Here is an 18,689-nt window from a genome sequence, read left to right on the forward strand (position 1 = left end):
AAAGCCGATGGAAAGCGGCATCCTCTCGATCGCACTAATGCTCGCGCTCGCGGCACTTATGATCGCGGCGGCAATAAGCGATGTCCGGTCGCGCACCATTTCCAACCGGCTGAACGCAGCAATCGCGCTCCTCGCCATTCCCTTCTGGGCCGTGTCGGGATTAGCGCTCTGGCCCGAAATTCCGATCCAGATCGGAGCCGCGCTTGCAGTCTTCGCAATTTTCGTCGGCCTCTTCGCTTTCGGCGCAATGGGCGGCGGCGACGTCAAGATGATCGGCGGCGTGATGCTCTGGATTCCCGTGAACCTGTTTCTCGAGGCGCTCACCGTGATGGCGGTCGGCGGCGGCATCTTGTCGGCCGTCATGCTCGTTCACAGCAAATTACGCCCGTCCGACAAGTCCGTAGAGGTTCCATACGGCGTTGCCATCGCTGCCGCAGGGCTTTGGGCGCTTCACCAACAATATCTTAACCACTTTCAGGCTATCGGTCTGTCCTGAGGGCAAGCACGGCCGTCTCTGGTGAGTGCAGGAGGGCGAAAAATCGTCATGGATACGCGAAAGATTATGCTGATCGTCGGCGCGCTGGTGATCGCCATCGGCGCCGCATTCGGGGTCAATCAGATGATGCGTGGAGCCTCTGCTCCGGCGGCCCGAGCGGCCGCAGCGCCGGAAATCAACGGACCGATGATCCTCGTCGCGACGCGGCAACTGCCCGTCGGCACGATCATCGGCCCCGATAGCTTCCGTTTCCAGCCCTGGCCCAAGGAACTGGTCGAAAAGGCCTACTTCCTGAAGGAAAAGACCGACGTGAACACGCTGGTCGGCACGGTGGTGCGCTATCCGATCACCGCGGGCCAGCCGCTCACGCAGGGTGCGCTCGTCCATCCCGACGATCGTGGCTTCCTTGCCGCAGCGCTCGGCGCCGGCATGCGCGCCGTCACTGTGAAGGTGTCGCAGGAACAGGGCGTCGCCGGCTTCGTCTTCCCGGGCGACCGCGTCGATGTCGTGCTTGCGCAGGAAATCGAGATCGAAGAGGGCGGCAATTACCCGGACAAGCAATTGTTCACCGCCGAGACCATCGTGCGCAACGTCCGCGTCCTCGCGACCGACCAGCGCTATGACGCCGAAGACGAAACGGGCAAGACTCCGGTCCGCACCTTTGGCTCGGTGACGCTCGAGGCTACCTCGGAAATCGCCGAGAAGATCGCGGTCGCGCAGAACATGGGCAAATTGTCCCTCGCACTGCGCCCGCTCGCCGAAAGCGCTGGCGAACTCGACGCGGCCATCGCCTCGGGTGAGATCAACGTGCCTGCCGGCGGCGGCACCACTGCCGAAAAGAAGATGCTGGCAGCCGCCGCTGCGCGCCCGACCTCGAACCGGGCATCAGCAACGACGGGTGGCGACGTGTCGCGCTTTTGGGTGCCCGTCCGCGGCCGTGTGACCCAGCGTCCGCAGCAGCCGCAGCAGCAATATGGGTCGCCGCAGTCCAATGGCGGCACCGCCGCAATTCCCAGCGGCCCGACCGTGCGGATCACGCGCGGTGACAAGGTGACCGAAGTTCCGGTTGGGGGTAAGTAAGATGAACAGCAAAGCCAATTTCAAAGCGGCGGCACTCGCGCGTACCCTGGCCGTTGGCCTGGTCGCCGCGACGCTGGTCGCCGCCCCAGCCGGCCCGGCTATCGCCCAGGCCACGCACAATGCGAGCAGCAGCATCGACCTGTCGGTCGGACGCGGCCGCCTGATCAGCCTCCCGGCTGCGATGAAGGATGTCTTCGTCGCGGATGACAAGGTGGCCGACGTCCAGGTCCGCTCGAACCGCCAGCTCTACATTTTCGGTAAGGCACCGGGCGAAACGAGCATCTATGCGACTGACGCGAGCGGCCGGGTCGTCTATTCGACCGTTGCACGCGTCGGCAACAACATCGAAACGATCGACCAGATGCTGTCGCTCGCGATGCCCGACGCCAATATCGCGTCGAACACGATGAACGGGCTGATCCTGCTCACCGGGACCGTCCAGTCGCCTGACGACGCCGCCGAGGCCGAACGTCTCGTTCAGGCTTTCGTCGGCGAAGACACCAAGGTTCTCTCGCGCCTCCGCACCGCGACGCCGCTGCAGGTCAACCTGCAGGTTCGCATTGCGGAGGTGAACCGGACGCTCGTCAAGGAAATCAGCGGCAATATCGTGACCCGCGACCGCGACGGCGTGCTGGGCAACGGTTTTCTCGGCAGCATTTCACGCGGCCGCACCGCCGGCGAAATCCTCTTCCCGGGCGAAGGCGATCCGCCGCTTCCCGCGGGCACGACGGGCTATCGGTTTAACCAGCCGGCCAACGTCAATTCGATCGGCGGCGCCGGACGCCTGTTTGGCATCGATCTGATTGCCTCGCTCGACCTTGGCGAGCGTTCGGGCATGGTCGTGACGCTCGCTCAGCCCAACTTGACGGCAATATCGGGCGAGACCGCCGACTTCCTTGCCGGCGGCGAGTTCCCCATCCCGATCCCGGGCAACTTCGCCGGGACGACGATCGAATACCGCAAATACGGCGTCAGCCTCGCTTACACGCCGACGGTCCTGTCAAACGGCCGGATCAGCCTGCGCGTGCGTCCCGAAGTGTCGGAACTGTCGACCGAAGGTGCCATCCGCATGGACGGGTTCGAAATCCCCGCCCTGACGATCCGCCGCGCCGAAACGACGGTCGAGCTCGGGTCGGGCGAAAGCTTCATGATCGCCGGCCTGATGAACAACCGTTCGATCGGCGCCATCGACAAGATGCCCGGCCTTGGCGACGTGCCGATCCTCGGCATGTTGTTCAAATCGGACAGCTTCCGCCGCGGCGAAACCGAACTCGTCATAGTCGTGACGCCTTATCTGGTGCAGCCGGTATCGGCGAACGACATCAAGCTGCCGACCGACGCATTCCAGAACACCAACGATCTGTCGCGTCTTCTGATCGGACAGCAGAGCGACGGGGTGAGCGGTGGCGAGCGGCCCAAGCCGCGCCTCGAAACGTCAGCAGTCGATGCGGACCGGCCACGCGGCGGCGCGGGCGATGCCTCGCCCGGTTTCAACTTCAAGTGATGCGCTGGTTCTGAGGAGCAGGTTATGAAAAATATCGCAACTTTGACGGCTCTGGCACTGGCCACGTCGCTTGCAGGCTGTACCGGTGCCGGCAACAGCAACCGCAGTCTCGACTCGGTTCACCAGCCCGTCGTCCGCAACAGCATCTTCCAGTTCGACGTCGCCGCCGCCAATGGCGAGATGGCTCCGAGCGAACAGGGCCGCCTCGCCGGTTGGTTCGATGCGCTCGGTATCCGCTATGGCGATCGCATCGCTATCGACGACCCGTCGCTCTATGGCTCGCGCGGAGCCGAAGCGACGATCCGGTCGATGGTCGAACGTCGCGGCTTGCTGATGAGCAACGAGGTGCCGGTCACGACGGGCGCCGTTCCGGCAGGCCATGTCCGCGTCGTCGTGACCCGGGCGTCGGCACATGTTCCGGGCTGCCCCGACTGGTCGAGCAAATCGTCGCTCAACTATAACAACGCGACCTCGGCCAACTATGGCTGCGCGACCAACAGCAATCTTGCTGCGATGGTCGCGGACCCCAACGACCTGATCAAGGGCACGCGCAGCGAACGCAGTGATCCCGCCGCAGCAACACGCGCGATCAACACCTATCGGACGAAACCCCAGACCGGCGCCGGCGAACTGCAGGGCGAGTCGACCAGCAACGGAGGTGGCCAGTGAACGCTCCTTTCAAAGCAGCAGGATTGCGCGATCCGTTTAATGCCTTTGTCTGCGACGACGAGACGCTCGATCTGATCCGCGTCGCCGCGGGCGACATGGGTTGGCCGATTGAAAAGTGCAACAAGGGCGGCCTTCGTAACGCGGTCCAGTCGCTGTCGGTCTCCGCAAGCCCGAACATCCTGTTCGTCGACATGTCGGAGTCGGGCGACCCGATCAACGACATCAACGCGCTTGCCGAGGTCTGCGAGCCCGGAACGGTCGTGATCGCCGCCGGTCAGGTCAACGACGTACGCCTTTACCGCGACCTTCTCTCGAGCGGGATCCAGGACTATCTCCTGAAACCGCTTTCGCTCGACCAGGTCCGCGAATCGCTGACGACGGCCCAGGCGATCCTGTCGGCGCCGAAACATGCCGACATGCACGACGACAAGCCGCATCATATGATGGCAGTCGTCGGCGTGCGCGGCGGCGTGGGCGCTTCGATGGTATCGACGTCGCTCGCCTGGGCGATGAGCGAGCAGGCCGAGCGCCAGACAGCGCTCTTGGATCTCGACGTCCATTTCGGCACCGGCGCGCTAACGCTCGACCTCGAACCGGGCCGCGGGCTGATAGACGCAATCGACAATCCCAGCCGTATTGACGGCCTCTTCATCGAACGAGCAATGGTTCGTGCATCGGACAAGCTCAGCCTGCTGTCAGCCGAAGCGCCGATCCATCAGCCGGTGATGACCGACGGCTCTGCGTTCTTCCAACTCGAGGAAGAGTTGCGCAACGCCTTCGAAATGACGATCGTCGATATCCCGCGTCAGGTTCTCATTCCCTTCCCGCACCTCGTGTCGGAAGCGGGCACGATCCTGCTCGTCAGCGACGTGACGCTGGCATCGGCGCGCGACACAATCCGCCTGCTCTCGTGGTTCAAACAGAATGTTCCGGGCGCACGCGTCGTTCTGGTTGCCAACAAATTCCAGAACGCCGTTGGCGAACTGTCGCGCAAGGAGTTTGAATCCTCCATCGAGCGCCAGGTCGACATCACCATTCCATTCGATCCCAAGCTCGTCAGCCAGGCCGCGAAGCTCGGCAAATCCTATGCCGAAATCTGCAAGGGAACCAAGGCGAGCCAGGTCTGGACGAATCTGATGCGCCTGATCCTCGACGGTGCCGACAGCGAGGTCGAGGAAGCCCCGGCCGCCGCGAAAGGGAAATCGGGCAGCTCGCTTCTCGGCAAGCTCGGCGGCCTCGGCGGAATGATGACCAAAAAAGGCGCAAAGTAAGTTTGAGCGGTGCGCGCCACGCGCGCGCCGGCTGAACCCCGCACCGAAGTGGACGAAAGCCGACCATGAACCTTTCAGTGATCCTTATCATCGCCGCCGCCTTTCTGGCCTTTGTCGTGCTCGTCATCCTGCTTGGCGGCCCCTCGGTTGCGAAGGCAAAGACGCGTCGGCTCGCCACCGTCAAGGATCGCCACGCCGCGTCGACCGAAGCGGTGGTCGCGGCCCAGATGCGCAAAACGATTCAGACCGGCTCCGGCGACACCAATGCCGTGCTGTCGAGCCTCGTTCCCCGCCGCGAATTGATGGAACTGCGGATTCGCCGGACGGGAAAGCCGTGGACGCTTAGCCAATATACCTTCGCGACGATGGGAGGGTTCGTTGTCGCGGCAGGGCTGTTGCTGATGCTTCGCACTCCACTTCCGCTGGCCTTGCTCGTTGGCGTCTTCGTCGGCGTAGGTGGCCCCTATTGGTATCTCGGCAGGCTCATCGCGAAACGTGTTGCGGCGTTCAACACACGCTTTCCCGACGCCATCGATTTGTGCGTCCGCGGCCTGAAATCGGGTTTGCCCGTCACGGAAACATTCCAGGTTGTTAGCCAGGAGCTGCCGGGACCGGTGGGCGAAGAGTTCAAGGGCGTGGTCGAGCGCATCCGAATCGGCAACACCATGGAAGCCGCACTGCAAGAATCGGCCAATATGCTCGGCACGCCCGAGTTCCAGTTCTTTTGCATCACCATCGCGATTCAGCGGGAGACGGGCGGCAACCTCGCTGAAACGCTGGCCAACCTTTCCGACGTGCTGCGCAAGCGTGCGCAAATGAAACTGAAGATCAAGGCCATGTCGTCCGAAGCCAAGGCGTCCGCCTATATCGTCGGCGCGCTGCCCTTCTTCGTGTTTGGCATCGTCTGGATGATGAACCCCGACTATCTGGCAGGCTTCTTCTCTGAAGAACGGCTGATTGTGACTGGTCTTGGCGGACTCGTATGGATGAGCATCGGCGCCTTCATCATGAAAAAAATGATCAGTTTCGAAATCTGAAGGGCGCGCTGAAATGACCAACAACCTCATTCTTGCCGCCTTCACCGGAGCGCAGTCGGGCCCGACCGTAATGGGTGTTGATGTCGTGTGGGCCGCCACGATGCTTGCTGCCGTCGGCGTTTTTGCAGTGGCCATGGCCATCTATGGCGCCGTGACCGTTCGGAACCCGATGACCAAGCGCGTCAAGGCGCTCAACGAGCGGCGCGAACAACTGAAGGCCGGGATCACCGCCTCGACGACGAAACGCCGCGCGAAGCTTGTTCGCAAAAATCAGACCGCAGACCGCATGCGGACCTTCTTGGGCAAATTGCAGGTGCTTCAGGAAGAGCAGATCAAGGAAGTGCAGCAAAAGCTGGCACAGGCCGGCATCCGGTCGAAGGATCTGGCTGTTGCCGTGATCTTTGGTCGCCTTGTTCTGCCGATCGTGTTCGGCGGACTTGCCGCATTCCTCATTTATGGCCTCGAGATGTGGCCCGAGCTGTCGTCGATGAAGCGATCGGGCGCGACCATGGCTGCGCTCATTCTCGGCTACAAGGCGCCGGACCTCTTTGTCGACAACAAGCGGCAGAAGCGCACCGACGCCATCCGCAAGGGCCTGCCGGACGCGCTCGACCTGCTGGTCATCTGCGCCGAGGCCGGTTTGACCGTCGACGCCGCGTTCTCACGCGTCGCCAAAGAGCTTGGCCGCGCCTACCCCGAACTGGGCGAAGAATTTGCGCTCACGTCGATCGAACTCGGCTTCCTGACCGAGCGCCGGCAGGCGTTCGAGAATCTCGCTTATCGCGTCAATCTGGACTCGGTGAAGGGCGTCGTCACCACGATGATCCAAACCGAAAAATACGGCACGCCGCTCGCCAGCGCGCTGCGCGTCCTGTCGGCCGAGTTCCGCAACGAGCGCATGATGCGCGCCGAGGAAAAGGCTGCACGCCTGCCGGCAATTATGACGGTTCCGCTGATCCTCTTCATCCTGCCGTGCCTGTTCATCGTCATTCTCGGCCCGGCGGCCTGTTCGCTTAGCGACGCGATGTCGGGCGGCGCCTTTGGAGGCAGCGGCAATTAAATCAAAAGCTTTGCAGCGAAACGGAAAAGGGGGCGGACCAACATCCGCCCCCTTTTTCTTGCTTAAGCAACCTGCTGTTCGATCGCGCCAAAGATGCTGTGATGACGCTCATCATCCATCCAGATGCGGACGGTATCGCCCTTTTGCATAAACGGCGTCTTGGGCGCGCCTTCCAGAATCGTTTCGACCGTTCGCACTTCGGCAAGGCAGCTATATCCCAGCCCGCCCTGAGCGATTGGTTTGCCCGGTCCGCCATCGCTGTCGCGGTTCGACACCGTGCCAGATCCGATGATCGTTCCCGCACCCAGATTGCGCGTTTTTGCAGCATGCGCGATCAGGGCGCCGAAATCGAAGGTCATGTCGACGCCCGCATCGGCGCGCCCCAATGGCTCGCCGTTCAAATCGACGCATAAGGTACCGTGCAGTTTTCCGTCCTTCCACCGATCGCCGAGCGATTCCGGCGTCACGAACACCGGCGACATCGCGCTCGACGGCTTCGACTGGAAAAAACCGAACCCCTTGGCCAGTTCGCCCGGAATCAAACCGCGAAGGGAGACGTCGTTGGTCAAGCCGACCAGCAGGATATGCTCGCGCGCCGTCGCCGCCTCGATCCCGGCAGGAACATCGCCGGTGACGACGACAACTTCGGCTTCCATGTCACAGCCCCACGCGGGATCGCCGAGCGGAATCGGGTCGCGCGGCGCCAGGAAAGCGTCGCTGCCGCCCTGGTACATCAGCGGATCGTGCCAGAAACTCTCGGGCATCTCTGCCCCGCGCGCCTGCCGCACGAGCGCGACATGATTCACATACGCGCTGCCGTCGGCCCATTGATAGGCGCGCGGCAATGGCGAGGCGGCGTCGCGCTCGTGGAAGCGTTCTTTCGGGATTGCGTCATGGTTCAGATCCTCGGCCAGCGCAGCGAGCCGCGGGGCAGCGTCGGCCCAATTGTCGAGCGCGGCCTGCATGGTCGGCGCAATCCGCGTAGCGTCGGCGTACCAGGCGAGATCATCCGATACGACAATCAACCGACCGTCGCGGCCATGCTTGAGCGAAGCAAGTTTCACATTTGTCCCTTTGTCTGCGATGGCGCGCATCGCATGATCGGGGGAGCGATGATCAGCGCGGCATCTGGATCGATGCAAAACAGGTAAAGCCGCTCTGCCCCGCCTGCAAGCGCCGGATATATTGCAGATAGGCCTGCGACTGATTGTAGGTCGCGCCGGGCAGAGTCTGGCCACGAAATGCGCGCTTGACCTCTTCGCCGGTGAACGGGCGAGGGGCGCCTGGAAAGGCGCCTTTGGTTCCCGGCGGCACCAATCGGCCGCCGGCATCGATATATTGCCCCGCGCCACCCGGACCCGGGACCGGAATCTGGCAATTCATCACCGATACCGCGGTCTGCGCAAAGGCAGGTCGGATCGTCATCGCCGCCGAAGCGCCTGCCGCGCCGAGAATGAGCAGGCGACGACGCGAAGGCGCGGCTTCGCCCGCATCCTCCTGCGCATTGTTCGCCTGATCATCGTGACTTTTCATGATTGACGCTTAACCCAATGGCCGGACGAGGAAAAGGCAAAGACCGCTCCGGACGCGGCCGCTTCCCGCTTTGGGACGCTTGGGCGAAGAATCGTTAGCGGTGCGAACGGGCTTGCGGGCGACGTGGCATCGTTTAAGGCACAAGGCAGGATGTTCGACCGCCTGTCCAGTCTCGTCGCCGCTTTGACAATGATTGCCATAGCCGCGCTTTTCGCGGCGATGGTCGGCGGGGATGCGCTGTCGATCACGATTCTGACGATCACCGCGATCGCGGCCGTTGCCGTGCTGTACAGCACCCTTGCCGCGCCAGTTTCCGACGCACGAGTACAGGTGAATACCGAACCCGTCGTTCTCCCGCCGCGCTCGCTGCTGCACCATCCCGATTTCGCCCAATGGGCCGACCAGGAAAAAGAACCTCTGCTGGGGACGGCGGCAAACATCGTGACCATCGCGAACGACGCGGCAATCAAGCTGCTCGGCCGGCATATCGTCGGTGCCGACATCCGCACCGCGATCCGCCACCCGGCGGCAACCGACTGGCTGTCGCGTCTTGCCGATGCCGCACCCGTCGAGACGCTGAGCCTCGCCGATTTTCCGCGCCCCGGTCAGCGCTGGACGATGCGAATCGCCAAGCTGTCGGGCACCGACCGGATCATCTTCCTGTCCGACCGCTCGGCGATCGACGCCGCCGACCGCATGCGCTCCGATTTCGTAGCGAATGCCAGCCACGAGCTTCGCACACCACTCGCCGCGATCCTCGGCTATGTCGAAACGCTGCAGGATATGAACGGCGAAGACGACGGTCCCACCCGCCACCGCTTCCTTTCGATCATCGACCGCGAGGCGCGACGGATGCAGCAATTGGTAATGGACCTGCTTTCGATTTCCCGCGTCGAGGCGGACCGTTTTCGCCGCCCCACTGCGACAATCGACTTGCGCGTCGTTGCGGGGGCAACCGTGGCGCAGCTGCGCGAAAGCGACCAACCGCGCGCGCGGGACATCGTTGCCGAACTGGGCGACGCCGAGCAGCCGATATTCGGCGACGAAGCGCAGCTCAGCCAGCTTGCGCACAATATCATCACCAACGCGATGAAATATGGCCGTCCCGGCACGCCGGTGACGGTCAAGCTTGCACGCGAAGGGACGCGGGTGCGTTTGTCGGTTGTCGACGAAGGAGACGGCATCGAAGCCGACCATATTCCGCGCCTGACCGAACGTTTCTATCGCGTCGATGAGGCCCGAAGCCGGTCGGTCGGCGGAACCGGCCTTGGCCTGGCGATCGTCAAACACATCAGCGAGCGCCATCAGGGGCAGCTCGATATTGCGAGCGAAATCGGCAAGGGGACGACGGTCTCGGTCGTCTTTCGACTCGCAACCGAAAACTAGTCGATCCGCTCGACCAACTCCGCAAGTTTACCGAACATCTCGTCGATCTGCGCCTTTTCGACGATCAACGGCGGCGACAATGCGATGATATCGCCGGTTGCGCGGATCAGCAGACCGTTGTCGAACGCGGCATGGAAAAATTCGGTCGCGCGGGCGGCCGGTGCGCCCGGTCGCGGTTCCAGCTCGATACCGGCCACGAGTCCGATTGCACGGATATCGACGACATGCCGCCCCACCTTAAGGGAATGGGCAGCGTCCTCCCAATAGGCACCCAGTTCGCGCGCGCGCTCGAACAGCCCCTCACGCTCATAGACGTCGAGCGCGGCAAGCCCGGCAGCGGCGGCGAGCGGATGGCCCGAATAGGTATAGCCGTGGAAAAGCTCGATCCCGCCCGGCACGCTCTCGATCACGGCGTCGTGCAGTTCGCGCTTCACCGCGACTGCGCCCATCGGAACCGCCGCGTTGGTAAGCCCCTTGGCCATGGTGATGATGTCAGGCGTCACACCCCATTCGCTCGCGGCGGTAGCCCCACCGACACGCCCGAAGGCGGTGATGACTTCATCGAAAATCAGGATGATGCCGTGACGGTCGCAGATGTCGCGCAGCCGGTGCAAATAGCCGACCGGCGGAATGAGCACGCCCGTTGATCCCGCCATCGGTTCGACGATGACCGCGGCAATCGTTTCCGCACCATGCAAGTCGACGAGCCGCTGGAGGTCGTCGGCCAGCTCCGCACCATGCTGCGGAAAGCCGCGCGAAAAGGCGTTGCGGTCAGGATCGTGCGTGTGGCGCAGATGGTCGGTGCCGGGAAGGCCGCCGCCGAACGCGCGGCGGTTGTTGACGAGCCCGCCGACGCTGATCCCGCCGAAGCCGGTGCCATGATAGGCGCGCTCGCGCCCGATCAACCGCGTGCGCGTCCCCTGCCCGCGTGCGCGCTGGACATTCATGGCTATTTTTAGTGCGGTATCAACCGATTCGGACCCGCTGTTCGTAAAGAAAATCCGGTCGAGCCCGTCGGGCATCAGCGCGGCGAGTCGTTGTGCAAGTTCGAACGGTAACGGATGGCCCAGCTGAAAGGTCGGCGCATAGTCGAGTGTTGCGGCGGTCTTGGTAATCGCCTCGACGATTTCGGCGCGGCAATGCCCGGCATTGCTGCACCATAGCCCCGACGTTCCGTCGAGGATCTGCCGCCCGTCGGCGCTCTGGTAGTACATGCCGCTTGCCGACACGAGCTGGCGCGGCTGCGCCTTGTAGGCGCGGTTCGCGGTGAACGGCATCCAGAAGGACGCCAGCGGATCATTCTCACCCTTCATCGCGCGCTCCCTACGGCTTTGATTGCCGCGCCACTGTGACCGCCCGCCAAGCGGCTGACAATCGGGAAAATTGCCCCTCTGGCGCCGCCCCACGCTTCGCGATAGGCTGCGCACTCAACAGGGGGCGCTTTGCCCAATCGGGGGACCATGTCGATCAATCTGGAACACTGGATCAGCGAGCACAATATCGACGAGGTCGAGTGCATCGTTCCCGACATCAATGGGGTGCAGCGCGGCAAGGTCCTGCCTGCCAAGAAATTCCTGTCGTCGGTCAACGACAAGACGCTGCGCATCCCGGGCAGCGTCTTCATCTGCACGATCGACGGCCATTATCCTGAGGATATCGACGATATCTGGGACAAGGACCCTGACAAGATATTGATCGCCGACCCCGACACCATCTGTATCGCGCCGGGGTTCAAATCGCCGACGGCCTTTGTCATTGCCGACGCGTTCAACGGCGACGGCAGCGAAGTATCCATTGCGCCGCGGACGATCCTGAAAAAAGTTCTCGCGCTCTACGAGGCCAAAGGATGGCGCCCGATCATCGCGCCTGAGGTTGAATTTTATCTGGTGTCGCCGAACACAGACCCCGATTTCCCGCTGACCCCGCCGACCGGCCAGTCGGGGCGCGCCGAGGTTGCGAGCCAGCCCTATGGGCTGGAGGCGATGAATGAATATGAGGATATCATCGACCATATCTATGACGATTGCGAGCTGATGGGGCTCGATATCGATACGATGATCCATGAAATGGGCGCCGCGCAGCTCGAGGTCAATTTCATCCACGGCGATCCGCTGCGGCTTGCCGACGAGGTGTTCCTGTTCAAGCGCGTCGTGCGCAACGTCGCAAAGCAGCACGGGGTTTATGCGACCTTCATGGCGAACCCGATGGCGGGACAGCCGGGCAGTGCGATGCACGTCCACCAGTCGGTCGTCGATGCCGAAACAGGGCGCAATCTGTTCGCGACCGCGAACGGTCGCGACAGCGCGCAATTCCGCAGCTTCGTTGCCGGGCTGATCCGCTTCATGCCGCAAATCTCGCCGATGTGGGCACCCAATGTGAACAGCTTTCGCCGGATGCGTCCCGATAGCGCCGCGCCGATCAACGTTCATTGGGGGGTCGACAACCGGTCGTGCGGCTTTCGTGTGCCAATTGCCGACAAGCACAACCGCCGCATCGAAAACCGCCTCGCGGGCGCCGACAGCAACCCCTATCTGGCGATCGCCGCGTCGCTCGTGTGCGGTTATATCGGCATGGTCGACCGGATGGTCCCGCCCAAGCCGATCGCCGGCAGCGCCTATAACCGCGCACGCACCCTGCCCCGCACGCTCGAGGCCGCGCTCGATCGGTTCAGTTCGTGCAAAAAGGTCCGCAACCTGCTCGGGGACGATTTCTTCGAAATCTATTTCGCGGTGAAGGATCATGAGCTGTTCAATTACCAGTCGGTGGTGTCGAGCTGGGAGCGCGAACATCTGTTGATGCGGGTTTGATGCCCCCTGCCCCGGCCCACCCGTTCGCGTCGAGCGAAGTCGAGACGCCCCTCGTGTCCGCTTGGCGTCTCGACTCCGCTCGACGCGAACGGAAATAGAAGGCCGGCTCACCATGTCCGACCCGCTGGCCGCCAGCTACTACGCCGCCACCGCCAGCCCTTGGCGCCCATCCCCCGTCGAAGGCGACATTGCGTGCGACGTCGCGGTCATCGGCGGCGGGTTCACAGGAGTCAGCGCGGCGCTCGCATGTGCGGAGCGTGGATTTTCGGTTGTTCTCTACGAAGCCGAGCGTATCGGTTTCGGCGCTTCGGGGCGCAATGGGGGGCAGCTGATCCCCGGCCTTCGCTGGACCGCATCCGAACTGGAGGCCGAATTCGGGCGCGAGCGCGCCGATGCGCTGTTCGACCTCTGCTGGCGCGACAATCGCGTGAAGGCTCGGATCGCAACGCACGGCATCGACTGCGATGTGAAGGCGGGCCATCTGGAGGCTGCATGGACGCCGGGCGATTTTGACGCGCTACGGCGCGAGGCAGATTATCTAGCGGGCCGCTTCGGCTATACGACGCACGTTGTCAAAAAAGCTGGCCTGGACGCGCATATTTCGAGCCCGCTCTATCACGGCGGCATCTTTGATCCGCACGGCGGTCATTTTCACCCGCTCAACTATGTTATCGGCCTTGCGAGGGCTGCCGAAGCCGCTGGCGTGCGGATTGTCGAGGGGCGCCGCGTCGCGCCGGGCGATCTCGATGCGCGCTTCATCATCGACGCCACCGATAGCTGGATCGGCGAGATCGAACCCAACCTCGGCCGCTACACCGTGCCGATCATGAACTATAATATCGCGACCGCGCCGCTTGCGCATGCCCACGAACTTCTGCCCAGCGACGCCGCAGTCGCTGACAGCCGGTTCGTGCTCAACTATTTTCGCCTCTCCGCCGACAAGCGGCTGATCTTCGGCGGCGGCGAGCGCTATTCGCAGAGGCCGCCGCGCGACATTGCCGCCTTCGTCCGCCCCTTCATGGCGGAGGTATTCCCGCAGATTGCCGATGCGCCAATCGATTATGGCTGGGGCGGCGCGGTTGCGGTGACGATGAACCGCCTTCCCCATATCGGGCGAAACGGGAGTATCTTTTTTGCGCACGGCTTTTCGGGGCATGGCGCGCTCGTCACGACGATCGCGGGCGAATTGATCGCGGAGGCGATGGTGGGGACCGCCGAGCGGTTCGATGTTCTCGCCAGCCTGCCATCGCGCCCCTTCCCCGGCGGGTGGTGGCTGCGGCGCCCTCTCGCTACGCTCGGTCTGCTCTGGTATGCGCTGCGCGACCGCTTGGGGTGAAGGAGCTTAATCCATGTCGAAGTCATCGGGCGCGATCGCGCCGCGCTCGGAGGCCGAGGCTTTTTTCGCGGCCAATCCCGACGTCGATTCGATCGAGATGATCTATACCGACATGGGCGGTGTCCCGCGCGGCAAGCGGCTGCGTCAGCACGAGGTGCTTGCCGTCTATGAGAGCGGCCGGATGATGCCGGGGTCGATCACCGTTGTCGACATCACCGGGCAGGATACGGTAGAAACCGGCCTCGTCTGGGAGGATGGCGACGCCGACCGGTCGATGAAGCCGATCCCCGGAACGCTCGTGCGCACGCCGTGGGGCGGCGACAAGGCTGCGCAGTTCCTTGTCGACTTCTACGAGCTCGACGGCACGCCGCACGACCTCGACCCGCGCCACGTCCTTGGCCGCGTCGTCGACCGTTTTGCCGCCGAGAGGCTCACCCCGGTGGTCGCGGTCGAGCTCGAATTCTATCTCGTCGATCCGCGTCGCGCGCGCGACGGCGCCATCCGGCCCGCCCGGCCACCCTACAGCCGCGATACGCCGCGCAATGTCGAAGTCTATGGCCTACGCGAACTTGACGATTTCCGGCCCTTTTTCGACGCGCTCTACGCCGCCACCGATGTGCAGGGCCTGCCGCTCGAAAGCGCGATTTCGGAATTCGCCCCAGGCCAGTTCGAAATCACCCTGCGCCACAAGCCCGACGCGCTTGGTGCGTGCGACGACGCGATCATGTACAAGCGGCTGGTGAAAGCGATCGCGCAGGCGCATGGACTGGAGGCAACCTTCATGGCCAAGCCCTTTGCCGAACAGGCGGGCAGCGGGATGCACATCCATGTGTCGATGAACGACGCCGATGGCGCGAACATCTTCGCGAGCAACGACACCGAAGGCAGCGATGCGCTGCGTCACGCAATCGGCGGGATGATCGGCAGCGTCGGCGACGCCTTTGCGCTTTTTGCGCCGCATGCGAACAGCTATCGCCGGTTCAAGGCGAACAGCTACGCCCCCGTTGCGCCGACTTGGGGCGTGAATAACCGCACCGTGTCCTTCCGCATTCCCGCGGGACCGCCCGCCAGCCGTCATATCGAACATCGCGCGTGCGGCGCGGACGCCAACCCCTATCTCGCCGTCGCCGCCGTCCTCGCCGGCATGCACCACGGCATGACCCACAAGACCGACCCCGGCCCGGCGGTCGTCGGCAACGGCTATGACCGCGACAATGCCGGGGACGAAAAGCCGCCGTCTAACTGGTTCGCGGCGGTCGACCGATTTGACGCGTCGGACCTGATGCGCGATTATCTGGGTGCACGGTTCGTCGATATGTTCAGCATCTTGAAGCGCGTCGAGCAGGACCGCTATTTCTCCGCCGTCCCCGCGATCGATTACGACTGGTATCTGCGTAACGCATGATAATTTCAAAGATATGTGGTGCAGCGCAAATATACCCTTCCCAAGCGCCGCCGTTTGAGTCAGCTTGGCGTCTTCATACAGGGAGGCGGTCATGGACGTGAACGAACTGATCAAGCAAACCCGCGGGCGCCGCTCGCTGTTGCAGGCGATGGGGGTCGCGGCGGTCGGGATCAGCTTCGGCGGGCTTGCCGCTTGCAGCAAAGGCGACGGTACCAAGCTCGCCAATGGCGAAGAGGCCAAGCTCAACTTCTACAATTGGGACACCTATATTGGCGAGACGACGCTCGACGATTTCAAGGAAGCGACCGGCGTCAATGTGACGATGGACCTGTTCGACAGCAACGACGTACTGTTTGCGAAGTTCAAGGCGGGCAACCCCGGATATGACGTGATCGTGCCGTCGAACGATTTCGTCGAACGGATGATCCAGGCCGACATGCTGATGCCGCTCGACCACAGCCTGATTCCGAACAAGCGCAATATCGACCCAGCCTATATCAACGTCGAATATGACCTGCAGCGCAAATTTTCGATTCCCTACACGTGGCTCGCGCTCGGCATCGGTTATCGCAAGTCGAAGGTATCGGCGACGCCCGACAGCTGGAAGCTGCTGTTCGACAGTCCCGAATATGCCGGCCGCATCGCTTGGCTGTCGGAAGCAGGCGACATGTTTCGACTCTATGGCAAATATCTGGGCAAATCGGTCAACGAGCTCACCCCGGCAGATATCAAGACGATCGAGGCGATGATGATTCGACAAAAACCCCATGTGAAGAAATTCCATGAGGATGACGGGCAGGATCTGCTGCTCAAGGGCGATTGCGACGTCGTGCTCGAATATAATGGCGATATCGCGCAGGCGATGACTGAGGACGACGATATCGACTTCGTCATTCCGAACGAAGGCAGCCAACTCAATTCGGACAATCTTTGCATCCCGAAGGGTGCGCCGCACCCGAAAAACGCGCATGCCTTCATCAACTATATCCTCGACGCAGAGGTCGACAAGCATATCACCGAGACGATCCTCTATCCGACGCCCAATGCGGCGACGAAGGCAATGATGCCCGACAGCTACAAGAACAACCCGGTCGTCTTTCCGCCGGCGGACAAGCTCGCGAAATGCGAATATGCGCAGTTCAACCCCGAGTTGCAGCCGCTGTACGAAGAGGCGTTCACGCGGGTCCGGGCAGCTTAGACCTCGATAAGGGCATCGGGGGGTGGCCGAACAGGATTGGGGCACGAACAAACGAGCGTTCGCGGCGGTATCGCTGCCCACCTTGTTCTGGGTCGTCGCCTTTTTCCTGGTCCCGATGGCGATCGTCTGGCTGTACAGCTTCGGCGAGAACCGCGGCCTGACGGATATCGACATTTCGGGAACGCTCGACAATTACAAGCGCGCGACCGAATGGCTTTATGTCACCATCTTCGCCAAGAGTTTCGCCGTCGCGGCGCTGGTGACGCTCATCTGCCTGATCGTCGGCTTTCCGGTCGCAATGGCGATCACCTTTGCGAGCGAAAAGTGGCGGCCGTGGCTGCTGCTGGGCATCATGCTGCCTTTCTGGACCAATCTCCTCATCCGCACCTATGCGCTGATGATGCTGCTCGGAACGCAGGGGTTCGCGAACAAGGGCCTCGGTCTGCTCTGGGGCGGGGCGAGCTGGGTCAAGACGCTCGTCGGTCTGGAGCCGCTTCCTACTTGGGAGCCCGTCGAGCTGCTCTTCAATAATTTCGCGGTCGTCTTCGGCCTTGTCTATGTCCACCTGCCCTTCATGGTGCTGCCGCTCTATGCCGCGCTCGACCGATTGGACCGCAGCCTGATCGAGGCGAGCCTCGACCTTGGCGCCGGGCATTTCCGTACCATCATGCGCATCGTGGTGCCGCTCGCGGCGCCGGGCATCGTCGCGGGGGTGATGATTACCCTCATCCCCGCGCTCGGCGCTTACCTTACCCCCGATCTGATGGGCGGCACCGACAGCCAGATGATCGCCAATGTGATCGAGCGGCAGTTCAAGAAAGCGAACGACTGGCCCTTCGGCGCGGCGCTGTCCTTTCTTCTCATCTATGCGATGTTCATCCTGATCGCGCTGCAGTCACTGCGCCGCAAAGTGCCGGAGGTCCGCTGATGGCACTTTTTGCCCGCGCCGCGCGCGCGCCGCTCGAATATAGCCGCACCTTGTGGATGCGGCTGTGGGTCGGCGCGGTGATGGTCTTTCTCTACGCGCCGTTAGCTGTGCTGATGATCTTCAGCTTCAACGACAGCAAACGGAACGTCGTGTGGCGCGGCTTCACGACCAAATATTATGAAAAGGCGCTCGGCAACGACCAGCTTGTCGAGGCGCTCGTCAATTCGCTCACCATTGCCGCGCTCGCGACACTCGCGAGCCTCGTCATCGGCACGCTCGCCGCGGTCATGCTCTGGCGCTTTCGCTTTCCACTGAAAGGAATCGTCGACGGCACCGTGTCGCTGCCGATCATCGTCCCCGAAATCTGCCTTGGCGTCGCCTTCCTGATGTTTTTCGCGGCCGTCGACTGGCCCACCGATCTCATCTGGCCTTTCAACCTCGGCGCGATCACGATCGCGCACATAACCTTCTGTTTTCCTTTCGTAACGATGGTGGTGCGATCGCGCCTCGCAAGCTTCAACCGCGAGCAGGAGGAAGCTGCTAAAGACCTCGGCGCGAGCGAATGGCAGGTGTTCCGCGACGTGCTGATCCCGCACATAAAGCCCGCGCTCGTTGCTGGGGCACTTCTCGCCTTCACGCTCAGCCTCGACGATTTCGTCATCACCTATTTCACCAGCGGCCCCGACACGATCACCTTCCCGGTGAAAGTCTATTCGATGGTCCGTTTTTCGGTGACGCCAGAGGTCAATGCGGCCTCGACCCTGCTTATCATCCTGACCGTGGTGCTGACCTTCATTGCGCTCAAGTTGCAGGGCGTGAAAGCAATTGCGGACACGCATTGATGCGACTTCCCCATCAACTTCCCGGTCTTGTCCGTCGCCCTCGCGAAGGCGAAGGCCGCTGGCAGCGGAAGTCTGCGACGCTACGAAAGACCGACAGCGGCCTCCGCCTGCGCGGAGGCGGCAAAACCATCAGGACC

The 18,689-nt window shown here is 62.6% G+C and carries 17 protein-coding genes; 14 read left to right on the top strand and 3 right to left on the bottom strand.

The features are described from left to right. The first annotated feature begins 7 nt into the window (after positions 1 to 7). From H7692_RS02795 to H7692_RS02825, 7 genes are all read left to right on the top strand, one after another. Positions 8 to 496, top strand: a complete 489-nt coding sequence (locus H7692_RS02795) for a prepilin peptidase (protein WP_201925723.1) — start codon at positions 8 to 10, stop codon at positions 494 to 496. Positions 497 to 544: 48 nt separating this feature from the next. Continuing rightward, on the top strand, positions 545 to 1,576 hold the full coding sequence (gene cpaB, locus H7692_RS02800) for a Flp pilus assembly protein CpaB (protein WP_201925725.1): 1,032 nt from the start codon (positions 545 to 547) through the stop codon (positions 1,574 to 1,576). 1 nt (position 1,577) lies between these two features. Further along, positions 1,578 to 3,080: a type II and III secretion system protein family protein gene (locus tag H7692_RS02805; protein ID WP_201925728.1), complete on the top strand. Its 1,503-nt coding sequence runs from the start codon at positions 1,578 to 1,580 to the stop codon at positions 3,078 to 3,080. A gap of 24 nt (positions 3,081 to 3,104) precedes the next feature. Then, positions 3,105 to 3,749: a CpaD family pilus assembly protein gene (locus H7692_RS02810; RefSeq protein WP_201925730.1), complete on the top strand. Its 645-nt coding sequence runs from the start codon at positions 3,105 to 3,107 to the stop codon at positions 3,747 to 3,749. Beyond that, positions 3,746 to 5,020: a pilus assembly protein CpaE gene (locus H7692_RS02815; RefSeq protein ID WP_222136023.1), complete on the top strand. Its 1,275-nt coding sequence runs from the start codon at positions 3,746 to 3,748 to the stop codon at positions 5,018 to 5,020. Before H7692_RS02810 ends, H7692_RS02815 begins: the two co-directional genes overlap by 4 nt. Before the next feature lie 116 nt (positions 5,021 to 5,136). Then, positions 5,137 to 6,057: a type II secretion system F family protein gene (locus tag H7692_RS02820; RefSeq protein ID WP_314817345.1), complete on the top strand. Its 921-nt coding sequence runs from the start codon at positions 5,137 to 5,139 to the stop codon at positions 6,055 to 6,057. A gap of 70 nt (positions 6,058 to 6,127) precedes the next feature. Next, positions 6,128 to 7,117: a type II secretion system F family protein gene (locus H7692_RS02825; RefSeq protein ID WP_390881103.1), complete on the top strand. Its 990-nt coding sequence runs from the start codon at positions 6,128 to 6,130 to the stop codon at positions 7,115 to 7,117. 62 nt (positions 7,118 to 7,179) lie between these two features. Here H7692_RS02825 and H7692_RS02830 read toward each other — a convergent pair whose 3' ends face one another. Beyond that, a complete protein-coding gene (locus tag H7692_RS02830) occupies positions 7,180 to 8,181 on the bottom strand; it encodes a fumarylacetoacetate hydrolase family protein (protein ID WP_222136021.1) in 1,002 nt (333 codons plus the stop codon). A 52-nt stretch (positions 8,182 to 8,233) separates the two neighbouring features. After that, the gene (locus H7692_RS02835; protein ID WP_222136020.1) at positions 8,234 to 8,650 is read right to left on the bottom strand and encodes a hypothetical protein; all 417 of its coding nucleotides are present in this window, start codon (positions 8,648 to 8,650) and stop codon (positions 8,234 to 8,236) included. Positions 8,651 to 8,839: 189 nt separating this feature from the next. Between H7692_RS02835 and H7692_RS02840 the strand changes: the two genes are divergently transcribed. Continuing rightward, positions 8,840 to 10,036 carry an ATP-binding protein gene (locus H7692_RS02840; protein WP_227339740.1) on the top strand — a complete coding sequence of 399 codons (1,197 nt, stop codon included), beginning with the start codon at positions 8,840 to 8,842 and terminating at the stop codon, positions 10,034 to 10,036. Here H7692_RS02840 and H7692_RS02845 read toward each other — a convergent pair. After that, the gene (locus tag H7692_RS02845) at positions 10,033 to 11,349 is read right to left on the bottom strand and encodes an aspartate aminotransferase family protein (RefSeq protein WP_227339741.1); all 1,317 of its coding nucleotides are present in this window, start codon (positions 11,347 to 11,349) and stop codon (positions 10,033 to 10,035) included. The two genes, H7692_RS02840 and H7692_RS02845, sit on opposite strands and share 4 nt — an antisense overlap. Before the next feature lie 147 nt (positions 11,350 to 11,496). Here H7692_RS02845 and H7692_RS02850 point away from each other — a divergent pair, with 147 nt between their 5' ends. The 6 genes from H7692_RS02850 to H7692_RS02875 all read left to right on the top strand — a co-directional run bounded on the left by H7692_RS02850 (position 11,497) and on the right by H7692_RS02875 (position 18,552). Then, positions 11,497 to 12,843, top strand: coding sequence for a glutamine synthetase family protein (locus tag H7692_RS02850; protein WP_201925747.1), 1,347 nt, complete (start codon positions 11,497 to 11,499; stop codon positions 12,841 to 12,843). A 112-nt stretch (positions 12,844 to 12,955) separates the two neighbouring features. Then, the gene (locus H7692_RS02855) at positions 12,956 to 14,179 is read left to right on the top strand and encodes an NAD(P)/FAD-dependent oxidoreductase (RefSeq protein WP_227339742.1); all 1,224 of its coding nucleotides are present in this window, start codon (positions 12,956 to 12,958) and stop codon (positions 14,177 to 14,179) included. Between the two features lie 13 nt (positions 14,180 to 14,192). Continuing rightward, a complete protein-coding gene (locus H7692_RS02860) occupies positions 14,193 to 15,584 on the top strand; it encodes a glutamine synthetase family protein (protein ID WP_227339743.1) in 1,392 nt (463 codons plus the stop codon). Positions 15,585 to 15,675: 91 nt separating this feature from the next. Next, on the top strand, positions 15,676 to 16,782 hold the full coding sequence (locus H7692_RS02865) for an ABC transporter substrate-binding protein (RefSeq protein ID WP_222136015.1): 1,107 nt from the start codon (positions 15,676 to 15,678) through the stop codon (positions 16,780 to 16,782). 22 nt (positions 16,783 to 16,804) lie between these two features. Continuing rightward, positions 16,805 to 17,710 carry an ABC transporter permease gene (locus tag H7692_RS02870; protein WP_201925755.1) on the top strand — a complete coding sequence of 302 codons (906 nt, stop codon included), beginning with the start codon at positions 16,805 to 16,807 and terminating at the stop codon, positions 17,708 to 17,710. After that, the gene (locus H7692_RS02875) at positions 17,710 to 18,552 is read left to right on the top strand and encodes an ABC transporter permease (RefSeq protein WP_222136014.1); all 843 of its coding nucleotides are present in this window, start codon (positions 17,710 to 17,712) and stop codon (positions 18,550 to 18,552) included. The genes H7692_RS02870 and H7692_RS02875 overlap by 1 nt, the downstream gene beginning before the upstream one ends. The last annotated feature ends 137 nt before the right edge of the window (positions 18,553 to 18,689 follow it).

This window comes from Sphingopyxis sp. P8, assembly GCF_020622175.1.
GTDB classification, from domain to species: domain Bacteria; phylum Pseudomonadota; class Alphaproteobacteria; order Sphingomonadales; family Sphingomonadaceae; genus Sphingopyxis; species Sphingopyxis jiangsuensis.

Coding starts and splice junctions, on each gene's coding strand:
- cpaB (WP_201925725.1), top strand. CDS start 545: ATGGATACGCGAAAGATTATGCTGATCGTCGGCGCGCTGGTGATCGCC.
- H7692_RS02825 (WP_390881103.1), top strand. CDS start 6,128: ATGGGTGTTGATGTCGTGTGGGCCGCCACGATGCTTGCTGCCGTCGGC.
- H7692_RS02795 (WP_201925723.1), top strand. CDS start 8: ATGGAAAGCGGCATCCTCTCGATCGCACTAATGCTCGCGCTCGCGGCA.
- H7692_RS02805 (WP_201925728.1), top strand. CDS start 1,578: ATGAACAGCAAAGCCAATTTCAAAGCGGCGGCACTCGCGCGTACCCTG.
- H7692_RS02850 (WP_201925747.1), top strand. CDS start 11,497: ATGTCGATCAATCTGGAACACTGGATCAGCGAGCACAATATCGACGAG.
- H7692_RS02860 (WP_227339743.1), top strand. CDS start 14,193: ATGTCGAAGTCATCGGGCGCGATCGCGCCGCGCTCGGAGGCCGAGGCT.
- H7692_RS02835 (WP_222136020.1), bottom strand. CDS start 8,650: ATGAAAAGTCACGATGATCAGGCGAACAATGCGCAGGAGGATGCGGGC.
- H7692_RS02855 (WP_227339742.1), top strand. CDS start 12,956: ATGTCCGACCCGCTGGCCGCCAGCTACTACGCCGCCACCGCCAGCCCT.
- H7692_RS02810 (WP_201925730.1), top strand. CDS start 3,105: ATGAAAAATATCGCAACTTTGACGGCTCTGGCACTGGCCACGTCGCTT.
- H7692_RS02845 (WP_227339741.1), bottom strand. CDS start 11,349: ATGAAGGGTGAGAATGATCCGCTGGCGTCCTTCTGGATGCCGTTCACC.
- H7692_RS02840 (WP_227339740.1), top strand. CDS start 8,840: ATGATTGCCATAGCCGCGCTTTTCGCGGCGATGGTCGGCGGGGATGCG.
- H7692_RS02865 (WP_222136015.1), top strand. CDS start 15,676: ATGGACGTGAACGAACTGATCAAGCAAACCCGCGGGCGCCGCTCGCTG.
- H7692_RS02875 (WP_222136014.1), top strand. CDS start 17,710: ATGGCACTTTTTGCCCGCGCCGCGCGCGCGCCGCTCGAATATAGCCGC.